The organism is Candidatus Glassbacteria bacterium (assembly GCA_019456185.1).
Classification (GTDB): Bacteria; Gemmatimonadota; Glassbacteria; order GWA2-58-10; family GWA2-58-10; genus JAJRTS01.
This window is the reverse complement of the sequence record VRUH01000023.1, coordinates 22,446-44,331: the sequence shown is the minus strand read 5'-3', so window position 1 is coordinate 44,331 and position 21,886 is coordinate 22,446. Positions and strand designations below refer to the sequence as shown.

The following is a 21,886-nucleotide window of genomic DNA, read 5'->3' as shown; positions in this document are numbered from 1 at the left end:
AGCTCCCGTTACATGATTATCAGTTTTGCGCTCAGCGCGCCTGCTTCCTTGAGGGCCTGGAAGATCGCGATAATATCCCGCGGCGTAACTTGCATCACGTTCAGCGCGGTCACCAGATCTCCGGCTGTCCCGCCCACCTCGATAAATTTCCGCACCTGCTGCACCGCGCTGGCCGTGGCCGTGGGGGATACAACAGTCGCTCCGCCGCCCAGCGGCGTCGTCGGCTGGCTGACAGCCAAACCGGTGCCGATCGTGACAGTCAGGCCGCCGTGGGCGATCTGGACCGGGTTGACAGTCACGTTTTCGCCGATGGCGATTGTGCCGGTCCGCTCGTTGATCACGATACGGGCGGAGGTGGCCGTGGTGACATCCAGATTTTCCAGCTCGCTGATAAATTCGATAATCCGGCCGGGCTCGCGGTATTCCTCAGGGATGGTGACATAGGCCGAGAGCCCGTCGACAGGCAGGGCGATATCGCTGCCGAAATGATCGTCAATTGCCTGGTCCAGCCGGCGGGCGGTGGTGAAATCGCTGTTTTCCAGGGTGAGCATGATCCGCCAATCGTTGATAAAGCCGATCTCCATCGAGCGCCATACCTGTGCGCCGTTGGGAATCCGGCCGACCACGGGGTGGTTGAGCTGGATCTGCGCTCCGGCTCCTCCTCCGCCTGCCTGTGCGCCCACGTTGAAGCCGCCGATAGAGATCGGGCCCTGGGCGATCGCGTAGAGCGTCTTGCCGTCGTAGCCGAACAACTGAGTGCGCAGCAGCACGCCGCCCTGCAGGCTGCTCGATTCGCCGACCGAGCTGATCGTTACATCCAGCGAGCCGCCGGGCTTGTCGAAACTGCGCAGGCTGGCGGTGACTATTACGGCGGCCACGTTCTGGGCGTTGATTTCGTCGGGGTCCACCTGGATGCCGAACTTGTTGAGCATGCTGGCCGTGGACTGCTTGGTGAACATGGTCCGGCCGTCGCCAGTACCGTTGAGTCCCACCACCAGGCCGTAACCGATCAGCTGTTCGCTGCGGGTACCCTGCACGTGGGCGATGTCTTTGATCCTGGCCGCACGGAGTGCCGGGGAAACCAGCAGCAGGGCCGTGGCGGCAAGAATCAGCGTGGCGGTAATTTTGTCTCTGACGAAAAAGTTCATTTCCCTTATCGCTCCCTCAAGCCCGAGCGGGCATCAGCTCTGCATTAGAAGAACCACTGGAAGATGCGGGTGAACAGGCTGGGACGCCGCGCGTCCTCGGCTTCGCCTTTGCCCTTGAAGGTCACGCGAAGGTTCGCGATCTGGGTGCTGAGAATGGTGTTCTGCTGAGTGACATCACGGCTGCGCGCCACACCGGAGAGCACCACGACCTGCTCCTCGTCGGGCAGATTGATTACCTTGCTGCCTTCCAGGTACAGGTTGCCCAGCTCGTCGGTGCGGATCACCCGGGTGCTGATCTGGGTGACGAAGGTGGTCAGCTTGTTGTTCTGCACCCGCGAGTCGAAATCGTTCTGGGTGCTGACCTCGCCGCTGAACGGGTTGAACAGTCCGAATACCTTGGCCGGGCCGGCGCCGAATTCAGCGGACACGTCGCTGCCGCGCTGGCTGCGGAACTGGGCATTGTTCTGTCCCTGCAGCATCTCGTTGATTTCAACCGAGATCACGTCACCGACCTTGAATGCACGCTCGTCGGTGAACAGGCTGGCCACGTTGCCCTTGAATTCGAGCTGGGCGAATACCTGGACGCCCAGGGCCAGCATCAGGCAGGCGGCCACGGCCACGCTGCTGGCCAGGCGCTGTTCGGCGCGGCAGTCGGTGCGGGCCGGTCTGGCCGGTGCCGGTTTGCTTTCGGGGGTTCTCATCGCTAGCATCCTCTGCTTTCGTTTACGGGGCAATCACGACGGTGCGTCCGTCCTTGACCACGCCGGTGAGTTTTTTGCCATACTGGGTGCTGACCAGGATCCGGTCGCCGAGGCCGCCTTTCTGCCAGGCTTTACCCGCGCAGCCAATCCTGATCCCGTTATATTCCACTATCAGAATGATCTTGTCGCCGCGCTCGACCAGCGGCGGGTTTTCCAGATGGCCTGCGGTAAGCAGGTCACCGGCTCGTACGCGGCGGCGGAGACGTTTGTCCACGAGCTGGTCGACCGAACTGATTGTCTGGCTCCTGTTACCGGTCAGTTCCCGCTCGGAAAACAGAATGTCGTCCTCACTGACAATCTTCCCCCGCTTGAGATCGGCGGCGGCGACAGCGACTTCCTGCCAGACGCGCAGCCTGATCGAAACGGGGAAGCGGGCCAGCACCCGGTCACCGTCCAGCGCGGCCACCGAGAGCGCCATCGCGCCCGAGGCCTGGGGACGGACCGGGTCGAGCACGCTGAGGGTGAAATCTTCTTCTTTCAGCGTAAGTTCGTCGGGCAGGCGGGTGAACACGACATCGGTGCGCACGTTCCGGTCGCGCCAGGAATCGGTCACCCACTGCTCGACCAGCGAGGTAATCTCGCCGCTGGTCACGCTGCGCCCCTTGCGCTTGACAGTCACTGCCGGTTCGCCGGCGATCGCCACCCGCACCGCGTCGATTCTCCAGGTTGCCATCTGACGGCGGATGTCGTTGCGCTCGATAGTCCGCGTCTGTCCCGGCAGGGGAGCCTGGCCGAGGGGCATTTGTTCGAGCCGGTTGATCAGGTCCTCGTCGAACCCGTTGATATCAGCCACCTGGCCCAGCTTGATCTGCGCTCCGCTTACTGTGGCGGTTCCGCCGAGGTATACGAACGCGCGGACCGCGCCCAGATCGGCCGGGGGCTGCTGCTGGGCTGCGGCAGGGACCGCGAACAGAAGAATCGTCAGCGCCAGAATAAGGTATTTCATCAGTAATTTATCCGTTCCGGTTTACGGTTAACGGCCGATATTGCCAGCCACCTGCATCATGCTGTCCGCAATCGAAATGCCGCGTGAGTTCAGTTCGTAAACCCGCTGGGCCGTGATCAGGTCCACCAGCTCATCGACCACCGATACGTTGGAAAGCTCGAGGTAACCCTGCTCGATCCTGCCGAACTCGTTCTCGGCCGGGTTGCCCAGGATCGGAGTGTTGCTGGCAACTGTTTCGAGGAACAGGTTGTCGCCGATATTACGCAGGCCGGCGGGGTTGATAAAACGGGCCATTTCGATCCGGCCCACGTTCTGGGGCTGGACCTGTCCGGGCAGGATCACGTCGACATTGCCGTCGGCGCCCACCGAGATGTCCATCGCGTTCTGCGGGACAGTGATCTGGGGCTGAAGAGGCAGGCCCTCGGTGGTGACCAGGATACCGTCCTGGCTGATCTCGAAATTGCCATCGCGGGTGTAGGCCGAGTTGCCGTCGGGCATCAGGATCTGGAAGAACCCGTCGCCGGTAACCGCCAGATCGAGGTTGTTCTGGGTCTTGTGCAGTGTACCCTGGGTGAACACTTTCTGGGTGCTGGAGAGTTTGACTCCGTGACCGACCTGCAGTTCGGTGGGCACTATCTGGCCCTCGAACTCCACGACGCCGGCCGGGCGAAGAGTCTGGTAGAGCAGGTCCTGGAACTGGGCCTGGGTTTTCTTGAAGCCGGCCGTGTTGACGTTGGCCAGGTTGTTGGCGATTATGTCCACCCGCACTTCCTGGGCCTTCATCCCGGTGGCGGCGGTTCGGATTGCTCGCATCATTGTTAGCTCCTGTGCTTCATCTGGAGGTGTACAGGACTGTTGCCCGGCCAGTTATCAGACCCGGCCGGCCTGGGTCACCGCCTGCTGCAGAGTCTCGTCCTGCAGGCGGATCGCCCTCTGTCCCAATTCGAACATTCGCGATATTTCGATCATTTTTACCATCTGGTCCAGCGGATGGCCGTTGCTGCCCTCGAGCATGCCCTGCTGGACCGAGTAGTTTTCGGCGTTCTGACCCGCGCCTCCGCTTTCGGGGACAAACAGGTTTTCGCTGACCTTGGTCATCTCGTACGGTTTTGGAAAATCGGTGATCCTCAGGTTGTCGCGGAAGACCCCGTTGACAGAAATCCCGCCTCTTTTGAGTACGTTGATTATGCCGCCGGAGACGTTGATCGGGCCGCCATCGCCCAGCACGAGATGTCCCTGGATGGTTACCAGCTCCCCGTTCTCGTTGATACTGAACGAGCCGTTGCGCGTGTACTGGGTCCCGTTGGGAGTCTGGATCGTGAAGAACCCGTCGCCCTCGATAGCCATGTTCATCGCGTTGCCGGTAGCCTCCATCGGTCCCTGGCTGAAATCGGTGTATTGCTGCACCACCTGGCGGCTGTCGCCGACAGCGGCCATATAGGCCGGCGGTGAGATACTGACCAGCGGGGGCTGCGCGCCGGTGGAAGCGATCTTGCGTTCATTTAGATACAGATCGGCGGTGATCAGTTCGCGGACGAAGGCCTGATCCTGCTTATACCCGGCCGTATGGGAATTGGACAGGTTGTTGGCCACCAGGTCCTGGCGGTATTGCAGCGGAAGCATCCCGCCCGCCGAGGTATACAGTCCCTTGATCATCGCCACACTCTCCAGCAGTTCGCGGTTGCGGTTAATCAGTTTCAGCTTTGCGGGCACAACGGTGCTGTCCGCTGCCAGCAGGAAAAGGCAAGCTTTATGCCACCGGGGGTTTGAGTTGGAAACCGTTGATTACACTTGTTTGAACCGCGGGAAGAGTGCAAGTGCAGTGCAAATATTTCCGCATACCGGTTAGTTTTTTACGATGAGTAGGCAAATATTGCCTGAAGTGCGGAATTCCGGAAAGGAGCGGAGGAGCTACACAAATTAATCCCCATCAGTGAAGGCCCCATGACTGGTATGTGGATAACTCCGCGGAGCCAGAGTCCGCCGGCCGGGCAATTATCATTGCCGGCGCGGCTGCGGTTCCGGCGGCCTCCTGTGAGTGCTCAAGCTCACCTGTCGGGCCTTGATGGGGATCAATTTGTGTAGCTGTTTAATTGTATGTTTTACCGACGGGCAAGTCAAGCGGGGAGAAGAGAAATAGTTCGTACAAGCTTGAGAGCTGCTTGCAATGAGATCAAAACAAGAACAACCCTGCACCGGCCAGCGCCCAGCAGTACCAGGCGAAGCGGTCGAACCGGCCTTTGCGCAGGGTTTTGAGCAGGAAGAATATCGCTGCCAGCCCCGAGAAGAACGCTGCTCCCAGCCCCGTCACCAGCGCCCAGGTACCGGGGAACTCCGGCGGTACGGCCGAAAACTGCGAAACAATCTCCACGGCGGCGGCGCCGAGAATTGCGGGCAGGGCCAGCAGGAAACTGAACTCCGCGGCCCGTCCCGGCGAAAGCCCGCACAGCAGCGCGGCGGTGATAGTCATCCCTGAGCGGCTGATTCCGGGCAGCAGGGCGAAAGCCTGGGCCACGCCGATAATCAGCACGCGGGTCCAGGTCAGCCCGCGACCGCTGTCTTGCGGGGCCAGCCGGGAGGCGATCAGTACGACCCCGGTGGCGATCAGCATCCAGCACACCATCCGCGGCGAGTTGAACGCGTTCTCCACCGTGTCCCTGAGCAGTACTCCCGCCACCCCGGCGGGGACAGTACCCCAGGCCAGAAAAAAAATAAGCCGGACATTCTCGGCCCGCTCGAGCGTCAGCTTGTCAGCTCCGGGCGGGACTTTCCAGGCGGACGGCTTGCAGACCGACGGCAGCGCCTCGGCCAGCCCGGAGATTCTCCGGCGGTAGGCCAGCACCACGGCCAGGGCGGTAGCCACGTGGACCGCCACCTCGAACATCAGCCCGTGCGTGGCGAGACCCAGCAAGTGCTTGCCCAGCGCCAGGTGACCGGAACTGGAGACAGGCAGGAACTCGGTCAGCCCCTGCACGACTCCCAGAATCAACGCGTCGAGCAGACCCATCTTTCAGCAATTGCTCCGGTTTGAACACGGACGGTTTGATGTCGTATAATATATATTATAGAATAGAACGGTTTCTTATTCTCGTCCGTATTGTGTTGAAGGAGAGCATCGATTCATAACACGCAACCAGCCAAATCTAACCGTCCACAGGTGCAAATGTCAACGAGCCGGGGAGTGATTACAAAGCTGGCGGTCCGGGCCATGCCGGTGTTGACAGCCGCGGTGGTATTCGCGTTGCCGGTGCGCGCCGACATGCTCCCGGCCGACAGCCTGTATTCGCTGGCAATCTCTGAGCTGGACAGGGATGGAACACGCCGGGCGTTGGAGATGCTGGATGGGGCGCTGGAGTACGACCCCGGCCATGTGAGATCCCTGATCGAACGCGGAAAGCTGCACCTCAGGCTGGGACGGCGCTCCGCGGCACGGAATGATTTCCGCCGGGCGCTGTCAAGCGGTAACCCGGAACTGCGGGCCGAGGCGCATATCGGGCTGGGTGATGTTATCCGCACGATGCGTTTCCGCGGCCTTCAGGCCCTGGCCGAGTACCGTCTGGCGCTCAATATCGACCCGGACAACAAGGAGGCGCTTTACAGGGTCGCCGAAACCGGTTTCAACATCCGCCAGACACACGGTTACCGCACGGCCGGGAAGGCGCTGACCCGTCTGCTGTGCCTGGACCCAGGCTACCGGGACGCCTACCGATTGTGGCGGGATAAAATCCTCGACCAGAGCCGCAAGGAACTCCTGCTGGTGGGAGCCTGCCTCGACCGCTGGCTGCGCGATAACCCGGACAGTGTCCGCCTGGAACTGGAGCTTGCCCGTGACAGGTACAAACTCGATGAACCCGACGAGGCACTGCGCAGGTTGAGCGAGCTCGATGCGCGTGGCACCACAATCAAACGAACCGAGCGCTGCTTGCTGGAGTCCCGCTGCCTGCTGGCGCTTGGAGATACCGCGGGATTCGTGAGCAGGTACATGCAGGCCCTGGATTTCGCCGCCAGGGATGGAGATTACGAGCGGCTGATGCTGGAGGCGGAGACTATTTTCACCCCCAAGGAGACCGCCCGCTGGGACAGCCTGAAGACGTCGGCCGAGCGCGCGGAGTTTTTCAGGAAGTTCTGGACCAGCCGCGACCCGGACCCGCTGGACAAGCGCAACGAACGTCTGGTGACCCACTACAGCCGCCTGCATCACGCCCAGCGCATGTACCGGATGAGAAATCCCCACAGCCTGTTCCAGACCTCGCGAAACTACCATCACCTGATAAGCCCGGTGGCCCATTTCTACGAAGTGGACCCCGACCTGTTCTATGGCCGCAACCGCAAAATGGTGCTCGACCAGCGCGGCCTGATCTATGTCCGCCACGGCCCGCCTGACCGCTATACGCACCAGGTCACCTGGAAGGATCCGATGGAGATCTGGTATTACGGCAGCGTCCATTTCCTGTTCGAGCAGAAAGCTGGCGCCGGGGATTTTATCTTCATTCCCAGCTCCTCGCGGGGCGCGGCTGATATCAACCAGGCAATGGCCACCGATACGTTCCAGGATTCAATCCCGCCGCTGGAACCCGAGTTCTACGCCTCGGAGTTTCTGACCGAAGACGGCCGGATCGAGGTCGAATTCTACCAGTCGCTCCCGGACTCCGCCGTCCGGCAGCTGGACAACCTAGTCAGCCACCTCGGCGTGTTCGACTCGAACTGGACCGAACTGTCGCGCGACAGCAGCGACGCCTGGCGCAGCGGTGGCGAGTGGCTGGCGGTCAACAGCACGGTTGTGGATACGGGAGGCTACCTGTTCGCGCTCAGCTCTGCTGTCCCGGGCAGGCGGGCGGTGGTCAAGGGCGTAATGGACGTGGTCGGGTTCAATCCCCGGCTGCTGGATGTGAGCGGGCTGGTGCTCGGCAGTCCGGTCGCAGCGGGCGAAAGGTCGCACGGCAGGATGGGAGTGGCGCTCAAACCGCGGCCCTCCTCCCGTTTCCGTCGCGGGGAAACAGCCACGGTCTATCTGGAAATCTACGGCCTGGGCGAGGACCTCCGGCGGGGAATCCGCCACTGGCGCCAGCGGGTGATAGTTTCCCGCACCAAGCGCCCGCCGCGTGGCTTGTTCAGCAGAATCGGCAGGCTGTTCGGGATCGGCGACGATGAGCTCACACGGCTGACCCTGACGTTCGACCGCCGCGCCGCAACCGCCACAGGCCCGGCTCCCGAGCAGTTCACAATCGATACCTCCAACCTGGCGCCGGGTACGTACAGTCTGGTGGTGGAAATCCGGGACAACTCCGACGGCCGCCGGGCGGCGGGCCGGTTCGAGTTCGTGATCGAGGGCTGAAGCTGAAAGACAGCAGATGCGGGCAGGCACGTTCATTGCTTATCGCCGCGCCCCCGGCAGACCCCGCCCCTGCGGCTCCGGCAATGAACGTGCCTGCCCGCGTCCTTACGGCTGCTCCATGAAAGTATCGACGATAGAATTACCGTGCAGCCGGTTTGGTTACGTTATCCCCGATGTTTTGGGGCTGGGTAGGGTGTCTGAGAAATCTGTGATCCCCCTCAGTCGTAAAACAGGCGGAACAGTCCGCTCAGGAAATAGGCGATCATCCCGGTCAGCGCCAGCACTCCGGCCCACGGGCAGCCCATCGAGCCGCTGATCACGCCCGCAAGGAAGACCGCCAGCGAGACAAAAAACAGGATGAAGAAGAATTTCCCGCCGGCGGATTCGGGGATGATATGGAACGGCGCGCCCTCGTCGGCCTCGCTGTGCGTACGTGCGTTCCAGATCTTGTCCAGTTGCTCGTCACTGTGGGACGGAAAGAGCATGGATGCCAGCGGAGTAACCACCAGCACGGTTCCGGTGCTGAGGAAGGTCGAAAAGAAGAAAGCGTCCAGACCACGGTAATAGGCCGAAAGCAGACCAGCCACGATCCCCACCAGGTAACCGATCAGCGCTCCCTGCCAGTTGGCCCGCTTCCAGAGCAGGCCGAACACGATTGCGATCACGAAAAACGGCATGTCGAAGATACCGCTAACCGTCAGGTAGGCTGCCACCGCGTTTTCGCCGATCAGCGGGATCAGGTAGGCGAACCCGACCCCCATCGCGCCGGCGAAAAAGGTCATGATCTTCACCGTCCACAGCACGTTTTTCGGACTGGCGGTTTTGTGCAGCACGGTCTTGTAGATATCGTTGACAAACAGTGTGGCCACACCGGTCAGATTGGTGCTGATCGTGCTCATCTGGCTCGAGAGCAGACCGCAGGCAACAATCCCCAGCACGATCGGCGGCAGTGTGCTGCTCATCAGGGTGGGAAACGCGCTGTCCATCTCTTCCAGACCGGGATGAATGATACTGGCGGCCAGGCCGGGCAGAATCCAGAGCAGTGCGAACGGGGTGGTGATAATCCCGGCCAGCACCAGCCCGCGCGCGGCGCTCTTGGCGTCCTTGGAACTGAACGACATCTGCAGCAGGCCCTGGTCCGTGCTGGCCCACTGGATGCCCAGGATCCAGATCGCCAGGATGAACATCCAGTTGTACGCGCCGAACTGGGGCACCAGGTTCATGTGGCCGGCCTTGACCGCCTCAACCAGCCCGGGGAACCAGCCCACCTGCTGCATCACCATCGGCAGCATGATCAGCGCCCCGCCCAGCATCAGGATGAACTGGATCACATCGGTGATAGTCACCGACCACATCCCGCCCAGGAACGTGTAGGCCACGGCGATACCGGCAAAAATAAACAGCCAGAAATGCAGACTTCCAGTGAACGGCAACCCGTCCACGAACGCGATTGTCTTGAATGCGGTCGCCGCCATCAGCAGCACAACACCCAGCCAGAAGCTGAGCCGGAACACCCAGTAGGCGCCGATCAGCGTGCGGACTCCAACGTTGTAGCGCATGCCCAGGAATTCCGGCACGGTTCGTATCCGCAGCCGTCGCAGGATCGGGATGATTATCAGCCCGCTGAATACCAGACCCATGTTGCCGGTCCAGGTCTGCCAGACAATCGAAATACCGTGCTTGTAAGCCGTCCCGCTCTGGCCGATAAAGCTGTAGAGGTTCACATTGGCGGCTGTCAGCGCCGCGGCCAGGATGAACGGCGTCAGGTGGCGCCCCGCCACCATGAAATCATCGGCCGTGTCGATCCAGCGCGACAGCAGCCAGCCGATCACGAACATTCCGATCAGGAACACAATCAGCATGCTGAAATCGATATAACCCATTCTTTTACTCCGCGGGCTGAATGATGAATCGCTCTGCGGGCGAGGATAACTCTCCCGGTCCGGTGGCAGGACGATGTTTGCAGATTGTGAGAACCCAAGATAAGCCGGTTCCGACAGCACGGTCAATATTTTTGCAGTCTAGCTCCCCAGTATTTTGATAAAAATGGCACACGGCGCGCCCTCGTTGACAAAAATCCGCCAACTCCTTATACTTTCTCCTGCTTGCACGCCCCGGGAGGGGCTAAATATTTTCGGCGTAACCGGTTGTGCTTACAAGGAATGACTGATTTGGAGCAATGGCTGATAGTAATTCCGGTACTGCTGTTTTCCGTGGTCGTGCACGAGTGCGCGCACGGGCTCGCAGCCGAGCGCGCCGGCGACCCGACTGCCCGGCTGCTGGGACGGATCACGCTCAACCCCATGTCGCATATCGACCCGGTGGGTTCGATCCTGGTTCCGATCCTGCTGCTGGCCTCCAACAGCACGATCTTTTTTGCCTGGGCCAAGCCGGTGCCGGTCAATCCGCGCAATTTCAACGAGCCGCGCCGCGATGATATCATCGTCAGTATTGCCGGGCCGATCTCCAATATCCTGCTGGCCGTGACGTTCACGGTCCTGCTGGCGATAGTCGTAAAAGTAGTCCCGCTGGATTCCTCGTTCTGGCGCAGCCCCTATTTCGAGGTGTTCCATTACGGGATCTGGATCAACCTGATCCTTGCTTTCTTCAACCTGATCCCGATCCCGCCGCTCGATGGCTCACATATCCTCGAGAATCTCCTGCCCTACGAGGCGGCGCGCAAATATGCGGCAATCCGCCCCTACGGTTTCATGATCCTGCTGGCGGCCCTGTATTTCAACCTGCTGACGGTTTTTTTCCTGCCGGCGCGGGTGATCTACCGGGGGTTGATGATGTTCGTGCAGGCGGTGGCGATGTAGCGGGGCGGGCAAGGATTTGCGTTTCTTGGCGATTGAATATTTCTGCTGTGCGGCCCGGGAGTCCACGGTAAAAATCAAACAGGAGAGGCCGAGGTAATGGCGGACAAGAAGGGTGTTATTCTCAGCGGGATGCGTCCCACCGGCAAGCTCCACCTGGGCCATCTGGTGGGTGCGCTGGAAAACTGGATAAACCTTCAGGAATCTTTCGACTGCTACTTCCTGGTTGCCGACTACCACGTCCTCACCACCGCGTTCGACAAGAGCGCCGAGATACCCTCCAATACCCACGAGATGGTCCTCGACTGGCTGGCGGTCGGGCTTGATCCCGAGCGCTCGACCTTTCTGGTCCAGTCCAAGGTGCACGAGCACTGCGAGCTGAACCTCATTTTCAGCATGATCACCCCCATGCCGTGGGTGGAGCGCAACCCGACAATCAAGGAGATGATCGCCGATCTCGACCTGACGGGAAAGATCCATTACGGGCTGATGGGTTACCCGATCCTCCAGGCCGCCGATATCCTGCTCTACCGCGCCGACCTGGTGCCGGTGGGTGAGGACCAGGTGGCGCATGTCGAGATGACCCGCGAGATCGCGCGCCGGTTCAACCATCTGTATGCCGAGGTGTTCCCGGAGCCCAAGTCCAAGCTGACAAACACGCCGCGCCTGCCGGGCACCGACGGGAAAAAAATGAGCAAGAGCCTGGGCAACTGTATCTACATCTCCGACGGCGACGAGGACGTCAAACAGAAAGTGCGCCAGATGGTTACCGACCCGCAGAAAGTCCGTCGCGGCGACCCGGGCCGCCCGGAAATCTGCTCGGTCTATTCCTACCACGAGCTTTTCAACAAGGCCGAGACCGATGAGATCGCCGAAGACTGCCGTTCCGGCGCGCTGGGCTGCGTGGACTGCAAAGGAAAACTTGCCGGGGCGGTCGGGACCGTGCTCGACCCGATCCGCAAGCGGCGCGGCAAGTTTGCCGGGGACCCGGACAAGGTCAGGGACACCCTGGCCGCGGGCAGCGAGCTGGCCGCCAAACGCGCCGCCGAGACCATGCGGATGGTCCGCGAGGCGATGGGGATGGAATACTGAAACGCACGGCGGGGGATTGATGGACGACTACCAGGTGCACCTGGATATTTTCGAGGGTCCGATGGACCTGCTGGTCTACCTGATCCGCAAACACGAGATCGATATCTACGACATCCCGATCGCCATGCTTGCCGGGCAGTACCTGGAATATGTCGCCCGGATCGAGAAGCTGGACCTGGAGCGCGCCGGAGACTTTTTGCTGATGGCCTCCACGCTGCTGCAGATCAAGAGCCGGATGTTGCTGCCGCGCGGTGATGAGGATGACGAGGATTGGGAGGATCCCCGCCGCGAACTGGTCGAAAAGATTGTCGAATACATGCAGTTCAAGGAAATCGCCGGGCACATGCGGCGCCTGGAGGAAGACAGCTCCCGTCAGGCCGAGCGCGGCTGGAGCGAGGTGGAATACTATCGCCGCAGCGAGGAGTTGGAGCCTGAGATCGACGCCACGCTCAACGAACTGATCCTCGCCTTCGGCCGCCTTCTGCTGCGCAAGCCGCCTCCTGAGCCGGTCCTCCGGGTGGCGCGCGAGAAAATATCGGCCGCCCAGCGCGTGAGGGCAATCCGCCGGCTGCTGCATGAGAAAAAACGGGTCCTGTTCAGCGACCTGGTTGATGAACAGACAAGCCGGATGTTTATCGTGGTGACGCTGGTGGCGCTGCTGGAGATGGTCAAACGGGCGGAGATCAGGGTGGACCAGGCCGATTCGTTCGGCCAGCTCTGGATCGCCCGCCGCAAGCTGCAGCCCGCCGAGCAGGCGTTGCCGGAAGATTTCGACGACGAAAACGGTGGAGAAGGTTTCCCGCAGGAAGATGATTCTGGACAGGCCGATGAGGAGTGAACCGTTGGTGATACACTCATGAGCGAATACTCCAACGAAACAGTGATCGAGGCGATGCTCTTCGCCTCCAGCGAACCCGTGGACGCTGCCCGTCTGGCAGTTTCGGCGGAGATGGAGGAGGAGCTGGTGCACCAGGCGGTCCGGACGCTCAACGAGCACTACGAGTCCAGCGACCGGGCGTTCAGGGTCATGGAGATCAGCGGCGGCTATCAGTATCGCACAGTGCCGGAACTGGCCGAATATGTCCGCGGACTGGGCCGCCAGAGTTCCTCGCAGAAACTCAGCCCAGCCGCGCTGGAAACCCTGGCGATTATCGCCTACCGTCAGCCGATCACCCGTGTCGAGGTGGAGAAAATCAGGGGAGTAAACCCCAGCGGAGTACTCAAGACGCTGCTGGAGAAAAGGCTGATCACAATCTGTGGCCGGGCGCAGATCCTTGGCCGGCCGCTGCTCTACGGGACGACCCCGGAGTTCCTGCGCTATTTCGGACTGTCCGGCCTCGACAGCCTGCCCCGCGAGAGCGAGCTCGAAGTTATCCTCAGCGAGCAGGAGAGCCAGACTGTCGCTCCGGCGGCCGGGGATTTCGACGACAGCCAGCAGGAACTTGTCTAGAAGCTGTTTCATAACCTTAAAACGGGACAACTCCCGCCTGCTTCGCAGGCACCCCCTTTGTTAAGGGGAAATTGTCCGGTCTCAGGTTTTTTCGTATGTTGGCTGGGGTTATCCGGTTTTAGTCCCCCTGAGAAAAGGGGGAAACAGGGGGTTGTGTTTTTAAGGGTTACCCGCCAACGGGCGAAAGTTAAAATAAAACCCAGTTATGAAAGAGCTTCTAGTGTTGTCTGGCCGCGCGGCCTCAAATTTTTCCCCGCGATTGCATCATGACAGAAACCCCCGCCGGAGAGAAAATCCAGAAAGTCCTGGCCCATGCCGGAGTAAGTTCCAGGCGTGGTGCGGAAAAACTGATCCTCGAGGGCAGGGTCCGGCTTAACGGCCGGACTCTCACCGATCCCGCCATCCGGGTGGACCCGGATACGGACAAACTGGAAATCGACGGCAAGCCGCTGCCCCCGCCCCCCGAAAAGCCGGCCGCTCTGATCCTGTACAAGAAAATCGGCTATGTCACCAGCAGGGCCGATCCCCATAATAAAAACACGGTTTACGATCTCCTTCCCCCCGAAGAGCGCGGGCGAAACTGGCTCTATGCCGGCCGGCTGGATAAAAACAGCGAGGGCCTGGTCCTGTTCACCAGTTCCGGAGCTCTGGTCCAGCGCCTGACCCACCCGTCGTTCAAGGTTGAAAAGCAATACACTGTCCGCGTCCACGGCAATCCGGGTCCGGGCGGCCTGGAGAAAATGCTGCGCGGGATGGAGATCGAGGGCAAGCTGCTGAAAGCCGACTCAGTGCGCAAGACCGGATTCCACACGGGCGAGGGGACCTATGAGGTCGTGCTGAGCCAGGGAGAAAAGCGCCAGATCAGACGCATGTTCGCAGAGCTCGGTTGCCAGGTGCGCTATCTCTGCCGGACCAGGATCGGGCCGGTCGGAATCGAGGGACTGGCGCCGGGCCAGTCCCGCAGGCTGACCGATGCCGAACTGCGGCGGCTCCTCGGCGACAGGAGCGGGGCCGGGCGGCGGCGGCGCAGGTGATTGTTCGGTAAGATTTTGGTTTGACAAGCAGTTGCATTCTTTGTTATTTTCATTTGATCGAAAATCGAGGATCTAGCCGCTTTCGGGGCTTAAGCATGCCCTGGAGGCGGACAAAATCACCGATGGAGCGTGTCAGGCCCATGCATATCCGCGCGCTGGCCGCCCTGCTGGCCTGCCTGCTGCCCGCTGTTACCGGCGCGGCGCCGGCAGACCGGGAAACCCCGATCTACCTGCTGGAGATGGGGTATGACGGCGGCGACTATGCCCTGCTGGTCGACAAGCAGGAACAACTGCTCTACCTGTACCGTGGCACCGGGGACGGCCCGAGGCTTTACAAACAGTTCCGTTGTACCACCGGCCGCAACAACAAGGGTGCGAAACTTCGCGAGGGAGACCTCAAAACTCCCAACGGCGTCTATTTCTTCCGCGGTATCCTCGAAGACGAGCAGTTGCCCGAAAAGTACGGCGTGCGCGCTTTCACGATGGACTACCCCAACGATTTCGACCGGCTGCGCAACAAGACCGGCGGCGGGATCTGGCTGCACGCGGTCAACGAGAGCGACCGGGTGGAGAAAAGCTACGATACCGAGGGCTGTGTGGTCGTTACCAACTCGGATATCATGGAGCTGAGCGGCTATATCGCCCTCTGGCACACTCCGATTATCGTCGACGACAGCCTGGTCACCGTCGGCAGCGAAACGTATCAGCGCGAACGGACAAAAGTGCTCGATTTTATCGGCGAATGGGAACACAGTTGGGAAAACAAGCGGATCGACAGGTATATGGCCTGCTACGACGAGCGTTTCAGCGGCTACGGCCGCACCAAGGCCCGGCATCGCGCTCACAAACAGCGCCTGAATGAAGTTTACAAGGAAATAAAAGTCGATCTGACCGATATCAACGTTTTCGCCTTTCATAACTACCTGGTGGTCAGTTTCAGGCAGGAGTACCGTTCCGACCGCTATCATAGCGTGGGACGCAAGAAGCTCTATCTCACCCGCGACGGGGATAGCTACCGGATTCTCTCCGAGCGGATCAGCCGGATGTAGCCGCCCGCCCGCTTATGCTTCCGGCGGCGCCCCGGAGCGCACACAGATATCAGCCGGGAGTCCGATGCCCCCTCTTCGCAAAGCAGATCAAGCTCTGCTGGACAAGGTCCTCTCAGTCTACCATCCCGGCTGGGCCCGTTCGCTTGCCGCCGCATCCGGCAACCTGTCCGGCGATCTCGACCGGAAAATTAAACCCTACCTGAGCGGTGTCAGCCGGGGACTCGACCTGTTTGTCCCGGCCGCCGATCCCTCCTACGGCGTTACCGAGCGCGGCGGTGACGCGGTCGTGGCGTATTTTACCCGTCCCCGCCGCCCCGGAGCGCGGCCCAGTTACGTGATGATTGACGTGAGCGGGTTTACCAAGCTGCTGACCTTTCTCACCGACCGGTTCGGCAAGCAGGAAGCGGGGGATATCATGAACATGAGTATCCTCAACCGCTACTGCCTCAACCGGATGGGAATGCTGATCGCCCATTTCGGCGCGCAGGGAGCTGAGCAGGACACCGACCCGGCTGCCGACGCGCTCAAGAGTGCGCTGGCTTTCCGTTCCATCCTGGGCACGATCACTCTCGAAGTGCGCGGGGAACTGACCCGCAAGCTGGCCGGCAAACCGCATCAGGAGGCGATCCGCAAATTTATCAAGGGTCTGGAAATCAAGGCCAGCGCCGGAGTGGTGGAGGGCCGGTCCCACGGCCGCAGCGGGTTCTACGGCAGGGACGCGCGGGCGAGGATCACCTGGGGCAGGAGCGCGAGACACCTGGCCGGCAGCGAGAAGGTCGGCGGCAGCGACGACCGCGTGGCCAAGCGGTTGACCGAGGTCAAGGGCGTCGGTTTCGACGATGAATCGGCGGCCGGGTTCGAGGAACTGATCGGCTCCGACTGGCTCAACAAGCGCGATTTCCGCTCCCGCCGGTTCGGTGATTTTACCAAGGTCGTCCTGACCCCGCGCGGGATGGACCGGTTGAGCGAGCGCACCTGGGACGATATCGCCCGGTTTGAAAACGGACGCCCGGCAGCAGCCGCTGACGGGGAGCTGAGCCTCGACGGGATAGCCCGCCGGATCGAGCGGGCCGCGCCGTATCTCCAGGGCGGCGAGCTGTTGGAGCAGGTGGTGCGCGGCCTGGGCCCCGAGGCAGAACTGGCGACCCTGTTCGACGACCGTTCGAGCCGCGTTCACGATACCGGAATCCTGTTCGTCAATTTCACGGTCTCCTCGGGCGGCCTGCTCGATGATCTCTCGGCGGTGGTCCACCGGCTCATGACCCGCTACGGACTGGTCTATAAATACAATATTTTCCCGCTGGGCGATTTCAACCTGATGGCCTGCCTGGGCCTTGAGGTCGCAGGCGCGCCCGAAACCGAGCGGCTCTATACCGAGGTGCTCTGGCAGTGCTGGAACGACCTGCTCGACGACACTCGCCGCAATTTCGCCGGCAGAGTCCGCCTTCGCGCCGGACTGAGTGTGGGCCAGTGCCTCCAGGGGCCGGTCGGCGACAACCTGCTGCACAACGAACTGACGATTATCGGGCCCGACTGCAACCTCGCCGCCCGTCTGGTGACCCGCGCCCTGGTGCGCAAGGAACCGCCCGGCTCGCTGCTGGCCGCCCGGAACAGCTACGCCAGCGTGGAGCACCTGCTCGCGCCGGTGAAGCCGTTCGAGCACGCCGAGCTGAAAGGCTTCAGCGAACCGGTGCCGCTCTACTCGCTCATTCCCCGCGGCGAACAGGAATCCCCGGCCGAGCTGGCCGGAAGGTTACGCCGCCTACCGCTGGTTACTGATAAGGGTGAGGTAATCGACGGCTCCGGCGGGTCGATGGGCGACAAGCTGCTGACCGCGGCCGAGGCGTTTGTCGCCGAATTCGGCGGGCGCGGAAAACAGGTTAACCGGATGCTCGGATTTTACGGTCCGGCCGGGCTGGGAAAAACCAGACGGCTGGCGGAGATTATGCACACCTGCGCCGAGAGCGGCTGGAAAGTGCTCTGGGCCGAGTGCATGAGCTGGTATCAGGGCTCGGGGTCGAAAGCGGAAGATGATTCCGGCAAGGGATCGGTAATGGCCGTCCCGTTTTACCCGTTCATCAAGTTCCTCAACGGCCAGGTGTTCGGCATCCAGGGATCGGATACGCCGGCGCAGGCGATGAAGAAACTGCGCGCCGTGACCCGCAGCCTTCGCGGCGTGAGCGCGGGAGGCGAGGAACTGGTGGTGGTGGCCTCATTCCTGGGAATCGAGTCCGGCGCTGCCGGCTCGGCCGGATCGCTCAATCCCGAGGAACGGCGCAACGTGTTTTTCGAACAGGTGGCGGCCCTGTTCGAATCACTGGTCGCGGCCCACGGCAGACGGCTGCTGCTGGTGATCGACGATCTCCAGTGGGCCGATCCCGGCAGTATCAAACTCCTCGGATATTTGTTGCACAGAGTTGGCGGCGGCCTGCTGTTCTGCACCGCGGCCAGGGACCGCCAATGCCTGGAGGCGCTGGTGGAGGATGAATCGGGCGCCGCCGCCGGCTTCATGCTGCTTGAGGCGAAACCGCTGGCGCAGAAAGGTGTGCGCCTGCTGGCCAGGGTGGCCCTGGGAGTTTCCCGCGATAAGAATCTGCCCGCCGAACTCGATCGCCGGTTGAGCGAGCTGGAAAATAATCCTCTGTTTGTCACCGAGTTCTGCCGCAAACTGGCTGACAACGAAGTGGTGACTGTCCGCGACGGCGAAGTGGTCAGGTTCGACCGCGCCGGGTTCGCCTCGATGAGCGTGCCGAACCGCGTGCAGTCGGTAATAGAGGAGCTGATCAACTCCTTGCCGCGCCGGGATTTCGACCTGATCCGCAACGGCTCGGTGCTGGGCAATGTCCTGCGCTGCCGTTACGTGGCCGAAATCAACAGTTACAGGGCGGAAAACAAGATGCCGCCCGCAAAAGCACGCCTGGGCCTCCACGGACTTGCCGGACGGCAGGTGCTGGAAATCGAACTCGACAGCGGCGAAGATTCAGTTTACCGGTTCAGCCGCGCACTGATCGGCCAGTCTCTCTACCAGGGCATCACTCCATCGCTGCGTAAGCGGCTCCACGGGGTAGCCGCCGGGATCTGGCAGCGGTTACGCGAGGACAACCTGGAGAAGAACCTCAACTGCGCCATGCACTATGAACAGGCCGAAATGCCGCAGAAGGGCGCTGAATACCACCTGGCAGCGGGCCGGATGTCGGGCGAACTGTTTGAAAACGAAAACGCCCTTCGACTGCTCGACCGCGTGGAAAAATTCTGCAGCGAGCACAAGCTGGACGGCGCCGACCGGATGCTCCTGCAGATGCACGAGCAGCGCTGCAATATCGCCCTGGCCCTGGGCCGTTACGAGAAAGCCCTGGAGGACAGCGACGGTCTGAAAAAAATCTCCGCACAACTGGCGGAAAAAGACAAACAGGTCCGCGCCGAACTGCTGGCCGGCAGAACCTATCTCACCCGCGCCCGGGATGACGATTACAAGCACTCGCTGTCCCATTACAACCAGGCCGAGAAGCTGGCCGAAGGGCTGCCTCTGCTCGTGCTCGAAGCCCGGAACGGGCAATCGCGGGTGCTGCTGGAAACCGGGGGGATCGAAAAATGCGAGAAACGGGCTGTCAGCGCGCTCGAAGATATCAGCGCCGATATGGACGATACCCGCGCCACGATCCTGCGCGCCCGGTTGATCCGGACCCTGGCCACGGTCCGCATGAGGCTCGGCCGCAACAGGGAGGGGGTCGAAACGGCTGATCAGGCGCTGGAGATGATCGCCGGGGCGGGAGATGGCAGCGAGTTCATGCCGGTCAAGGCCCAGTTGCTCAACACCAAGGCGATCTGCTTGTCGATGGCCTTCTGTCTGCCCGAGGCCCTGAAAACCTTTTACCAGGCCCGCTCGCTAGCCCGCAAGGTGGGGGACGTGAACCTGCAGCTGCTGATCCTGAACAACATGAGCGTGACTCTCAACGACTCCGGCGAGAACACCAAGGCGCTCGACCTGCTGGTGTCAAACTACGATACGATCCACAAGCTGGCCGGCGAGAGCAGGGGGCTGGCCGGCCTCGAGTTCAATATCGGCGAGAGCTACCATTTCATGGGCGACCCGGGCCGCGCGGAGAAACACTACCGCCGCGCCCTGGGGATTACCGAGCGGATCAGCAGCCGCCAGTTCGGGGTAAATATCATGTACAACCTCGGCGAGGCGCTCCGCGACCTGGACAAGAACGAGGAGGCTCGCCGGGTGCTGGAGCGCGCCGCCCGCCTCGCGCGCCGCCACGGTTACCTTCAGCAGTTGCTGGACCTGGAAAATATCCTCGGTGAGATGGACATGGCCGGCGGTAACCTGAAAAGCGCCGGCCAACGCCATCGCCGCGCAATCGAAATCGCCAGGAAGCTCAAGGACGATTTCGGCATCGGCTGGAGCCTGCGCAACCTGGCCGAGGACCTCCTGCAGCTCGGCGGAGCGGACAACCGCCACGAGGCCGGCAAGCTGCTGGAGGAATCGCTGGAGTACTGCCGCAAGGCCGGCCAGCCGGAAAACCTGCTGGTGACCCTGGCATCGATCCTGGACAACTGGGACGTGCTTGGCCTGGCTGAGTCGCTTCGTCCGGACATCCTGGAGGAACTAGGCCAGCTGGCCCGTAAAATCAACAGCAAAAAATATCTCAAACTTTATCGCAAGCACGGCGGCGTTGCGGATGAATGAGCGGCGTTGCGGAGATCGGCCTGATGGTCAAACGCAACAGGAAAGCTGCCGGGGGAAGTCCCGCGATGCAGCGGATGGCCGGGCTGCTGGGTGAATTCCACCCGGAGTGGGCCGAGAACTTCGGCCGCGGGAATTTATCGTCGCTCAACCGCGGCCGGCTGCTGGCGATCTGGAGCTATCTCACCAACCTGCACCACAACCTCTCGCTGTTCGTGCCGGCCCGCGATCCCGACTACGGGATCAGCGAGCGCGGCGGCGATGCGATCCTGGGTTACCTGCGAAACCATAACTCCACGGGCACCTACCTCTTTTTCGCCGATGTGAGCGGGTTTACCGCCCTGCTCACTTTCCTCACCGAGCGGTTCGGCAAGGAGGAGGCCGGGGATATCATGAACCTCGGTATCCTCAACCGCTTCTGCCTGAACAAGATGGGCCTGATACTCGAATACTTCCGCGATGAAACCGACAGCGGCGACCGGGGGATGGCCGCGCTGAAAGTGATACTCTCGATCCGCGCCACGATGCCGCAGGTGACTTCCGAGGTGCGCGCCGAGCTGCGCCGGAAGCTTGCCGGTAAGCCGCGCCAGGATGAAATCAACGAGTTTATCGACTCACTGGAAGTCAAGGCCAGCGGCGGGCTGGTTTACGATGACAACCCGGGAACCGGCTTCTACGGCAGCAGGGTTCGGGCCAGGATCACCTGGGGTAACGCGGGCACGCGGGTCGCGAAAGCGGAGAAACTGGGCGGCAGCGACGAGCCGGCCGGCCCAGGGGAGCCGGAGACCAAGGGGATCGGGATCGATGAGGCCTGCCGCGGCCGCCTGGACGACCTGCTCGAATGCGGCTGGCTGGGTCTGGAACTGTCGGACCTGGCGGTATCGCCCCCCCGCGACGGTCTGTGCAAGCTGGTGATTCGCCGGAGCGGAATGAACAAGCTGAGCGACTTCGTGGAAGAGGTCTGCTCGTCAGGGATACCGGAGCCGGGGGATGCGCCCGCTGAATTGAGGGAGATGGAACCGGCGGGACTGGCAGTGCTGATCGGGGGGCTGGCCGAGCAGGTAGCGCAGATCGAGCCGTTTCTGACCAGTTCGAGATTGACCGAATACCTGGTGCGCAGGCTCGGAGCGGACGCACGGCGTAATATCCTGCTCGACGAGTCCTGCTCCACAGTGCGCGACAGCGGCGTGCTGTTCTGCAATTTCGCCCTGCACGATACGGGCGTGCTTGATGAGCTGGCCGATGAAGTCCATCTGGTGATGGACCGGTTCGGGGTCCATTACAAATACAATATTTTTCCCAAGGGCCGGTTCAACCTCATGGGTGTGCTGGGCACGGAGTTCAGCCACAGCCGTGGCGGAGAGATGTATTTCGCTGAAATCCTGTGGAATGTCTGGCGCGATCTGACAGGCAGGCTCAGCGGCAAATTCGGCGAGGTGGTGGAAATCCGCGGCGGCATGAGCGTGGGTAAGGCGCTCCAGGGCCCGGCCGGAGATAATATCATCAACAACGAGGAAACGATTATCGGGCAGGACTGCAACCTGGCCGCGCGGCTGGTCAACGAG

General features: G+C 61.6%; 15 protein-coding genes and 1 pseudogene (1 of these 16 running past the window's edge). 9 read left to right on the top strand and 7 right to left on the bottom strand.

Going from position 1 to position 21,886, the window contains the following annotated elements; translation table 11 throughout:
• Nucleotides 1-8: 8 nt before the first annotated feature.
• The 6 genes from FVQ81_10125 to FVQ81_10100 form a co-directional block, all read right to left on the bottom strand.
• A complete protein-coding gene (locus tag FVQ81_10125) occupies nucleotides 9-1,148 on the bottom strand; it encodes a flagellar basal body P-ring protein FlgI (GenBank protein MBW7996901.1) in 1,140 nt (379 codons plus the stop codon).
• Nucleotides 1,149-1,192: 44 nt separating this feature from the next.
• A complete protein-coding gene (locus FVQ81_10120; GenBank protein MBW7996900.1) occupies nucleotides 1,193-1,858 on the bottom strand; it encodes a flagellar basal body L-ring protein FlgH in 666 nt (221 codons plus the stop codon).
• Nucleotides 1,859-1,871: 13 nt separating this feature from the next.
• A complete protein-coding gene (gene flgA / locus FVQ81_10115; protein MBW7996899.1) occupies nucleotides 1,872-2,855 on the bottom strand; it encodes a flagellar basal body P-ring formation protein FlgA in 984 nt (327 codons plus the stop codon).
• A 27-nt stretch (nucleotides 2,856-2,882) separates the two neighbouring features.
• Complete coding sequence (gene flgG / locus FVQ81_10110) at nucleotides 2,883-3,671, bottom strand: flagellar basal-body rod protein FlgG (protein ID MBW7996898.1); 789 nt, start codon at nucleotides 3,669-3,671, stop codon at nucleotides 2,883-2,885.
• A 54-nt stretch (nucleotides 3,672-3,725) separates the two neighbouring features.
• Nucleotides 3,726-4,568, bottom strand: coding sequence for a flagellar basal-body rod protein FlgF (gene flgF, locus FVQ81_10105; GenBank protein MBW7996897.1), 843 nt, complete (start codon nucleotides 4,566-4,568; stop codon nucleotides 3,726-3,728).
• A 460-nt stretch (nucleotides 4,569-5,028) separates the two neighbouring features.
• The gene (locus FVQ81_10100; protein MBW7996896.1) at nucleotides 5,029-5,862 is read right to left on the bottom strand and encodes an undecaprenyl-diphosphate phosphatase; all 834 of its coding nucleotides are present in this window, start codon (nucleotides 5,860-5,862) and stop codon (nucleotides 5,029-5,031) included.
• A 156-nt stretch (nucleotides 5,863-6,018) separates the two neighbouring features.
• Here FVQ81_10100 and FVQ81_10095 point away from each other — a divergent pair, with 156 nt between their 5' ends.
• Nucleotides 6,019-8,190, top strand: coding sequence for a GWxTD domain-containing protein (locus FVQ81_10095; protein ID MBW7996895.1), 2,172 nt, complete (start codon nucleotides 6,019-6,021; stop codon nucleotides 8,188-8,190).
• A 218-nt stretch (nucleotides 8,191-8,408) separates the two neighbouring features.
• Here the strand turns inward: FVQ81_10095 and FVQ81_10090 are convergent, their stop codons facing one another.
• Nucleotides 8,409-10,073: a sodium:solute symporter family protein gene (locus FVQ81_10090; protein MBW7996894.1), complete on the bottom strand. Its 1,665-nt coding sequence runs from the start codon at nucleotides 10,071-10,073 to the stop codon at nucleotides 8,409-8,411.
• Between the two features lie 279 nt (nucleotides 10,074-10,352).
• Between FVQ81_10090 and FVQ81_10085 the strand changes: the two genes are divergently transcribed.
• The 8 genes and pseudogenes from FVQ81_10085 to FVQ81_10050 all read left to right on the top strand — a co-directional run.
• A complete protein-coding gene (locus FVQ81_10085) occupies nucleotides 10,353-11,009 on the top strand; it encodes a site-2 protease family protein (protein ID MBW7996893.1) in 657 nt (218 codons plus the stop codon).
• 96 nt (nucleotides 11,010-11,105) lie between these two features.
• Complete coding sequence (trpS, locus tag FVQ81_10080) at nucleotides 11,106-12,098, top strand: tryptophan--tRNA ligase (GenBank protein ID MBW7996892.1); 993 nt, start codon at nucleotides 11,106-11,108, stop codon at nucleotides 12,096-12,098.
• A 19-nt stretch (nucleotides 12,099-12,117) separates the two neighbouring features.
• Nucleotides 12,118-12,936, top strand: a complete 819-nt coding sequence (locus tag FVQ81_10075) for a hypothetical protein (protein MBW7996891.1) — start codon at nucleotides 12,118-12,120, stop codon at nucleotides 12,934-12,936.
• 18 nt (nucleotides 12,937-12,954) lie between these two features.
• Nucleotides 12,955-13,548 carry an SMC-Scp complex subunit ScpB gene (gene scpB, locus FVQ81_10070; GenBank protein MBW7996890.1) on the top strand — a complete coding sequence of 198 codons (594 nt, stop codon included), beginning with the start codon at nucleotides 12,955-12,957 and terminating at the stop codon, nucleotides 13,546-13,548.
• Nucleotides 13,549-13,814: 266 nt separating this feature from the next.
• A complete protein-coding gene (locus FVQ81_10065) occupies nucleotides 13,815-14,582 on the top strand; it encodes an rRNA pseudouridine synthase (GenBank protein ID MBW7996889.1) in 768 nt (255 codons plus the stop codon).
• Nucleotides 14,583-14,677: 95 nt separating this feature from the next.
• Nucleotides 14,678-15,631 (top strand): L,D-transpeptidase family protein, encoded by a 954-nt coding sequence (locus FVQ81_10060; protein MBW7996888.1) that lies wholly within the window; start codon nucleotides 14,678-14,680, stop codon nucleotides 15,629-15,631.
• A gap of 64 nt (nucleotides 15,632-15,695) precedes the next feature.
• Nucleotides 15,696-20,324 (top strand): tetratricopeptide repeat protein, encoded by a 4,629-nt coding sequence (locus tag FVQ81_10055; protein ID MBW7996887.1) that lies wholly within the window; start codon nucleotides 15,696-15,698, stop codon nucleotides 20,322-20,324.
• Nucleotides 20,321-21,886: pseudogene (locus tag FVQ81_10050) on the top strand (AAA family ATPase); it runs 2,208 nt beyond the window's last position. The gene FVQ81_10055 and the pseudogene FVQ81_10050 overlap by 4 nt, the downstream one beginning before the upstream one ends.

Coding starts and splice junctions, on each gene's coding strand:
- FVQ81_10125 (MBW7996901.1), bottom strand. CDS start 1,148: ATGAACTTTTTCGTCAGAGACAAAATTACCGCCACGCTGATTCTTGCC.
- FVQ81_10090 (MBW7996894.1), bottom strand. CDS start 10,073: ATGGGTTATATCGATTTCAGCATGCTGATTGTGTTCCTGATCGGAATG.
- flgG (MBW7996898.1), bottom strand. CDS start 3,671: ATGATGCGAGCAATCCGAACCGCCGCCACCGGGATGAAGGCCCAGGAA.
- FVQ81_10075 (MBW7996891.1), top strand. CDS start 12,118: ATGGACGACTACCAGGTGCACCTGGATATTTTCGAGGGTCCGATGGAC.
- FVQ81_10055 (MBW7996887.1), top strand. CDS start 15,696: ATGCCCCCTCTTCGCAAAGCAGATCAAGCTCTGCTGGACAAGGTCCTC.
- scpB (MBW7996890.1), top strand. CDS start 12,955: ATGAGCGAATACTCCAACGAAACAGTGATCGAGGCGATGCTCTTCGCC.
- FVQ81_10100 (MBW7996896.1), bottom strand. CDS start 5,862: ATGGGTCTGCTCGACGCGTTGATTCTGGGAGTCGTGCAGGGGCTGACC.
- FVQ81_10060 (MBW7996888.1), top strand. CDS start 14,678: ATGCCCTGGAGGCGGACAAAATCACCGATGGAGCGTGTCAGGCCCATG.
- FVQ81_10065 (MBW7996889.1), top strand. CDS start 13,815: ATGACAGAAACCCCCGCCGGAGAGAAAATCCAGAAAGTCCTGGCCCAT.
- FVQ81_10095 (MBW7996895.1), top strand. CDS start 6,019: ATGTCAACGAGCCGGGGAGTGATTACAAAGCTGGCGGTCCGGGCCATG.
- trpS (MBW7996892.1), top strand. CDS start 11,106: ATGGCGGACAAGAAGGGTGTTATTCTCAGCGGGATGCGTCCCACCGGC.
- FVQ81_10085 (MBW7996893.1), top strand. CDS start 10,353: ATGACTGATTTGGAGCAATGGCTGATAGTAATTCCGGTACTGCTGTTT.
- flgA (MBW7996899.1), bottom strand. CDS start 2,855: ATGAAATACCTTATTCTGGCGCTGACGATTCTTCTGTTCGCGGTCCCT.
- FVQ81_10120 (MBW7996900.1), bottom strand. CDS start 1,858: ATGCTAGCGATGAGAACCCCCGAAAGCAAACCGGCACCGGCCAGACCG.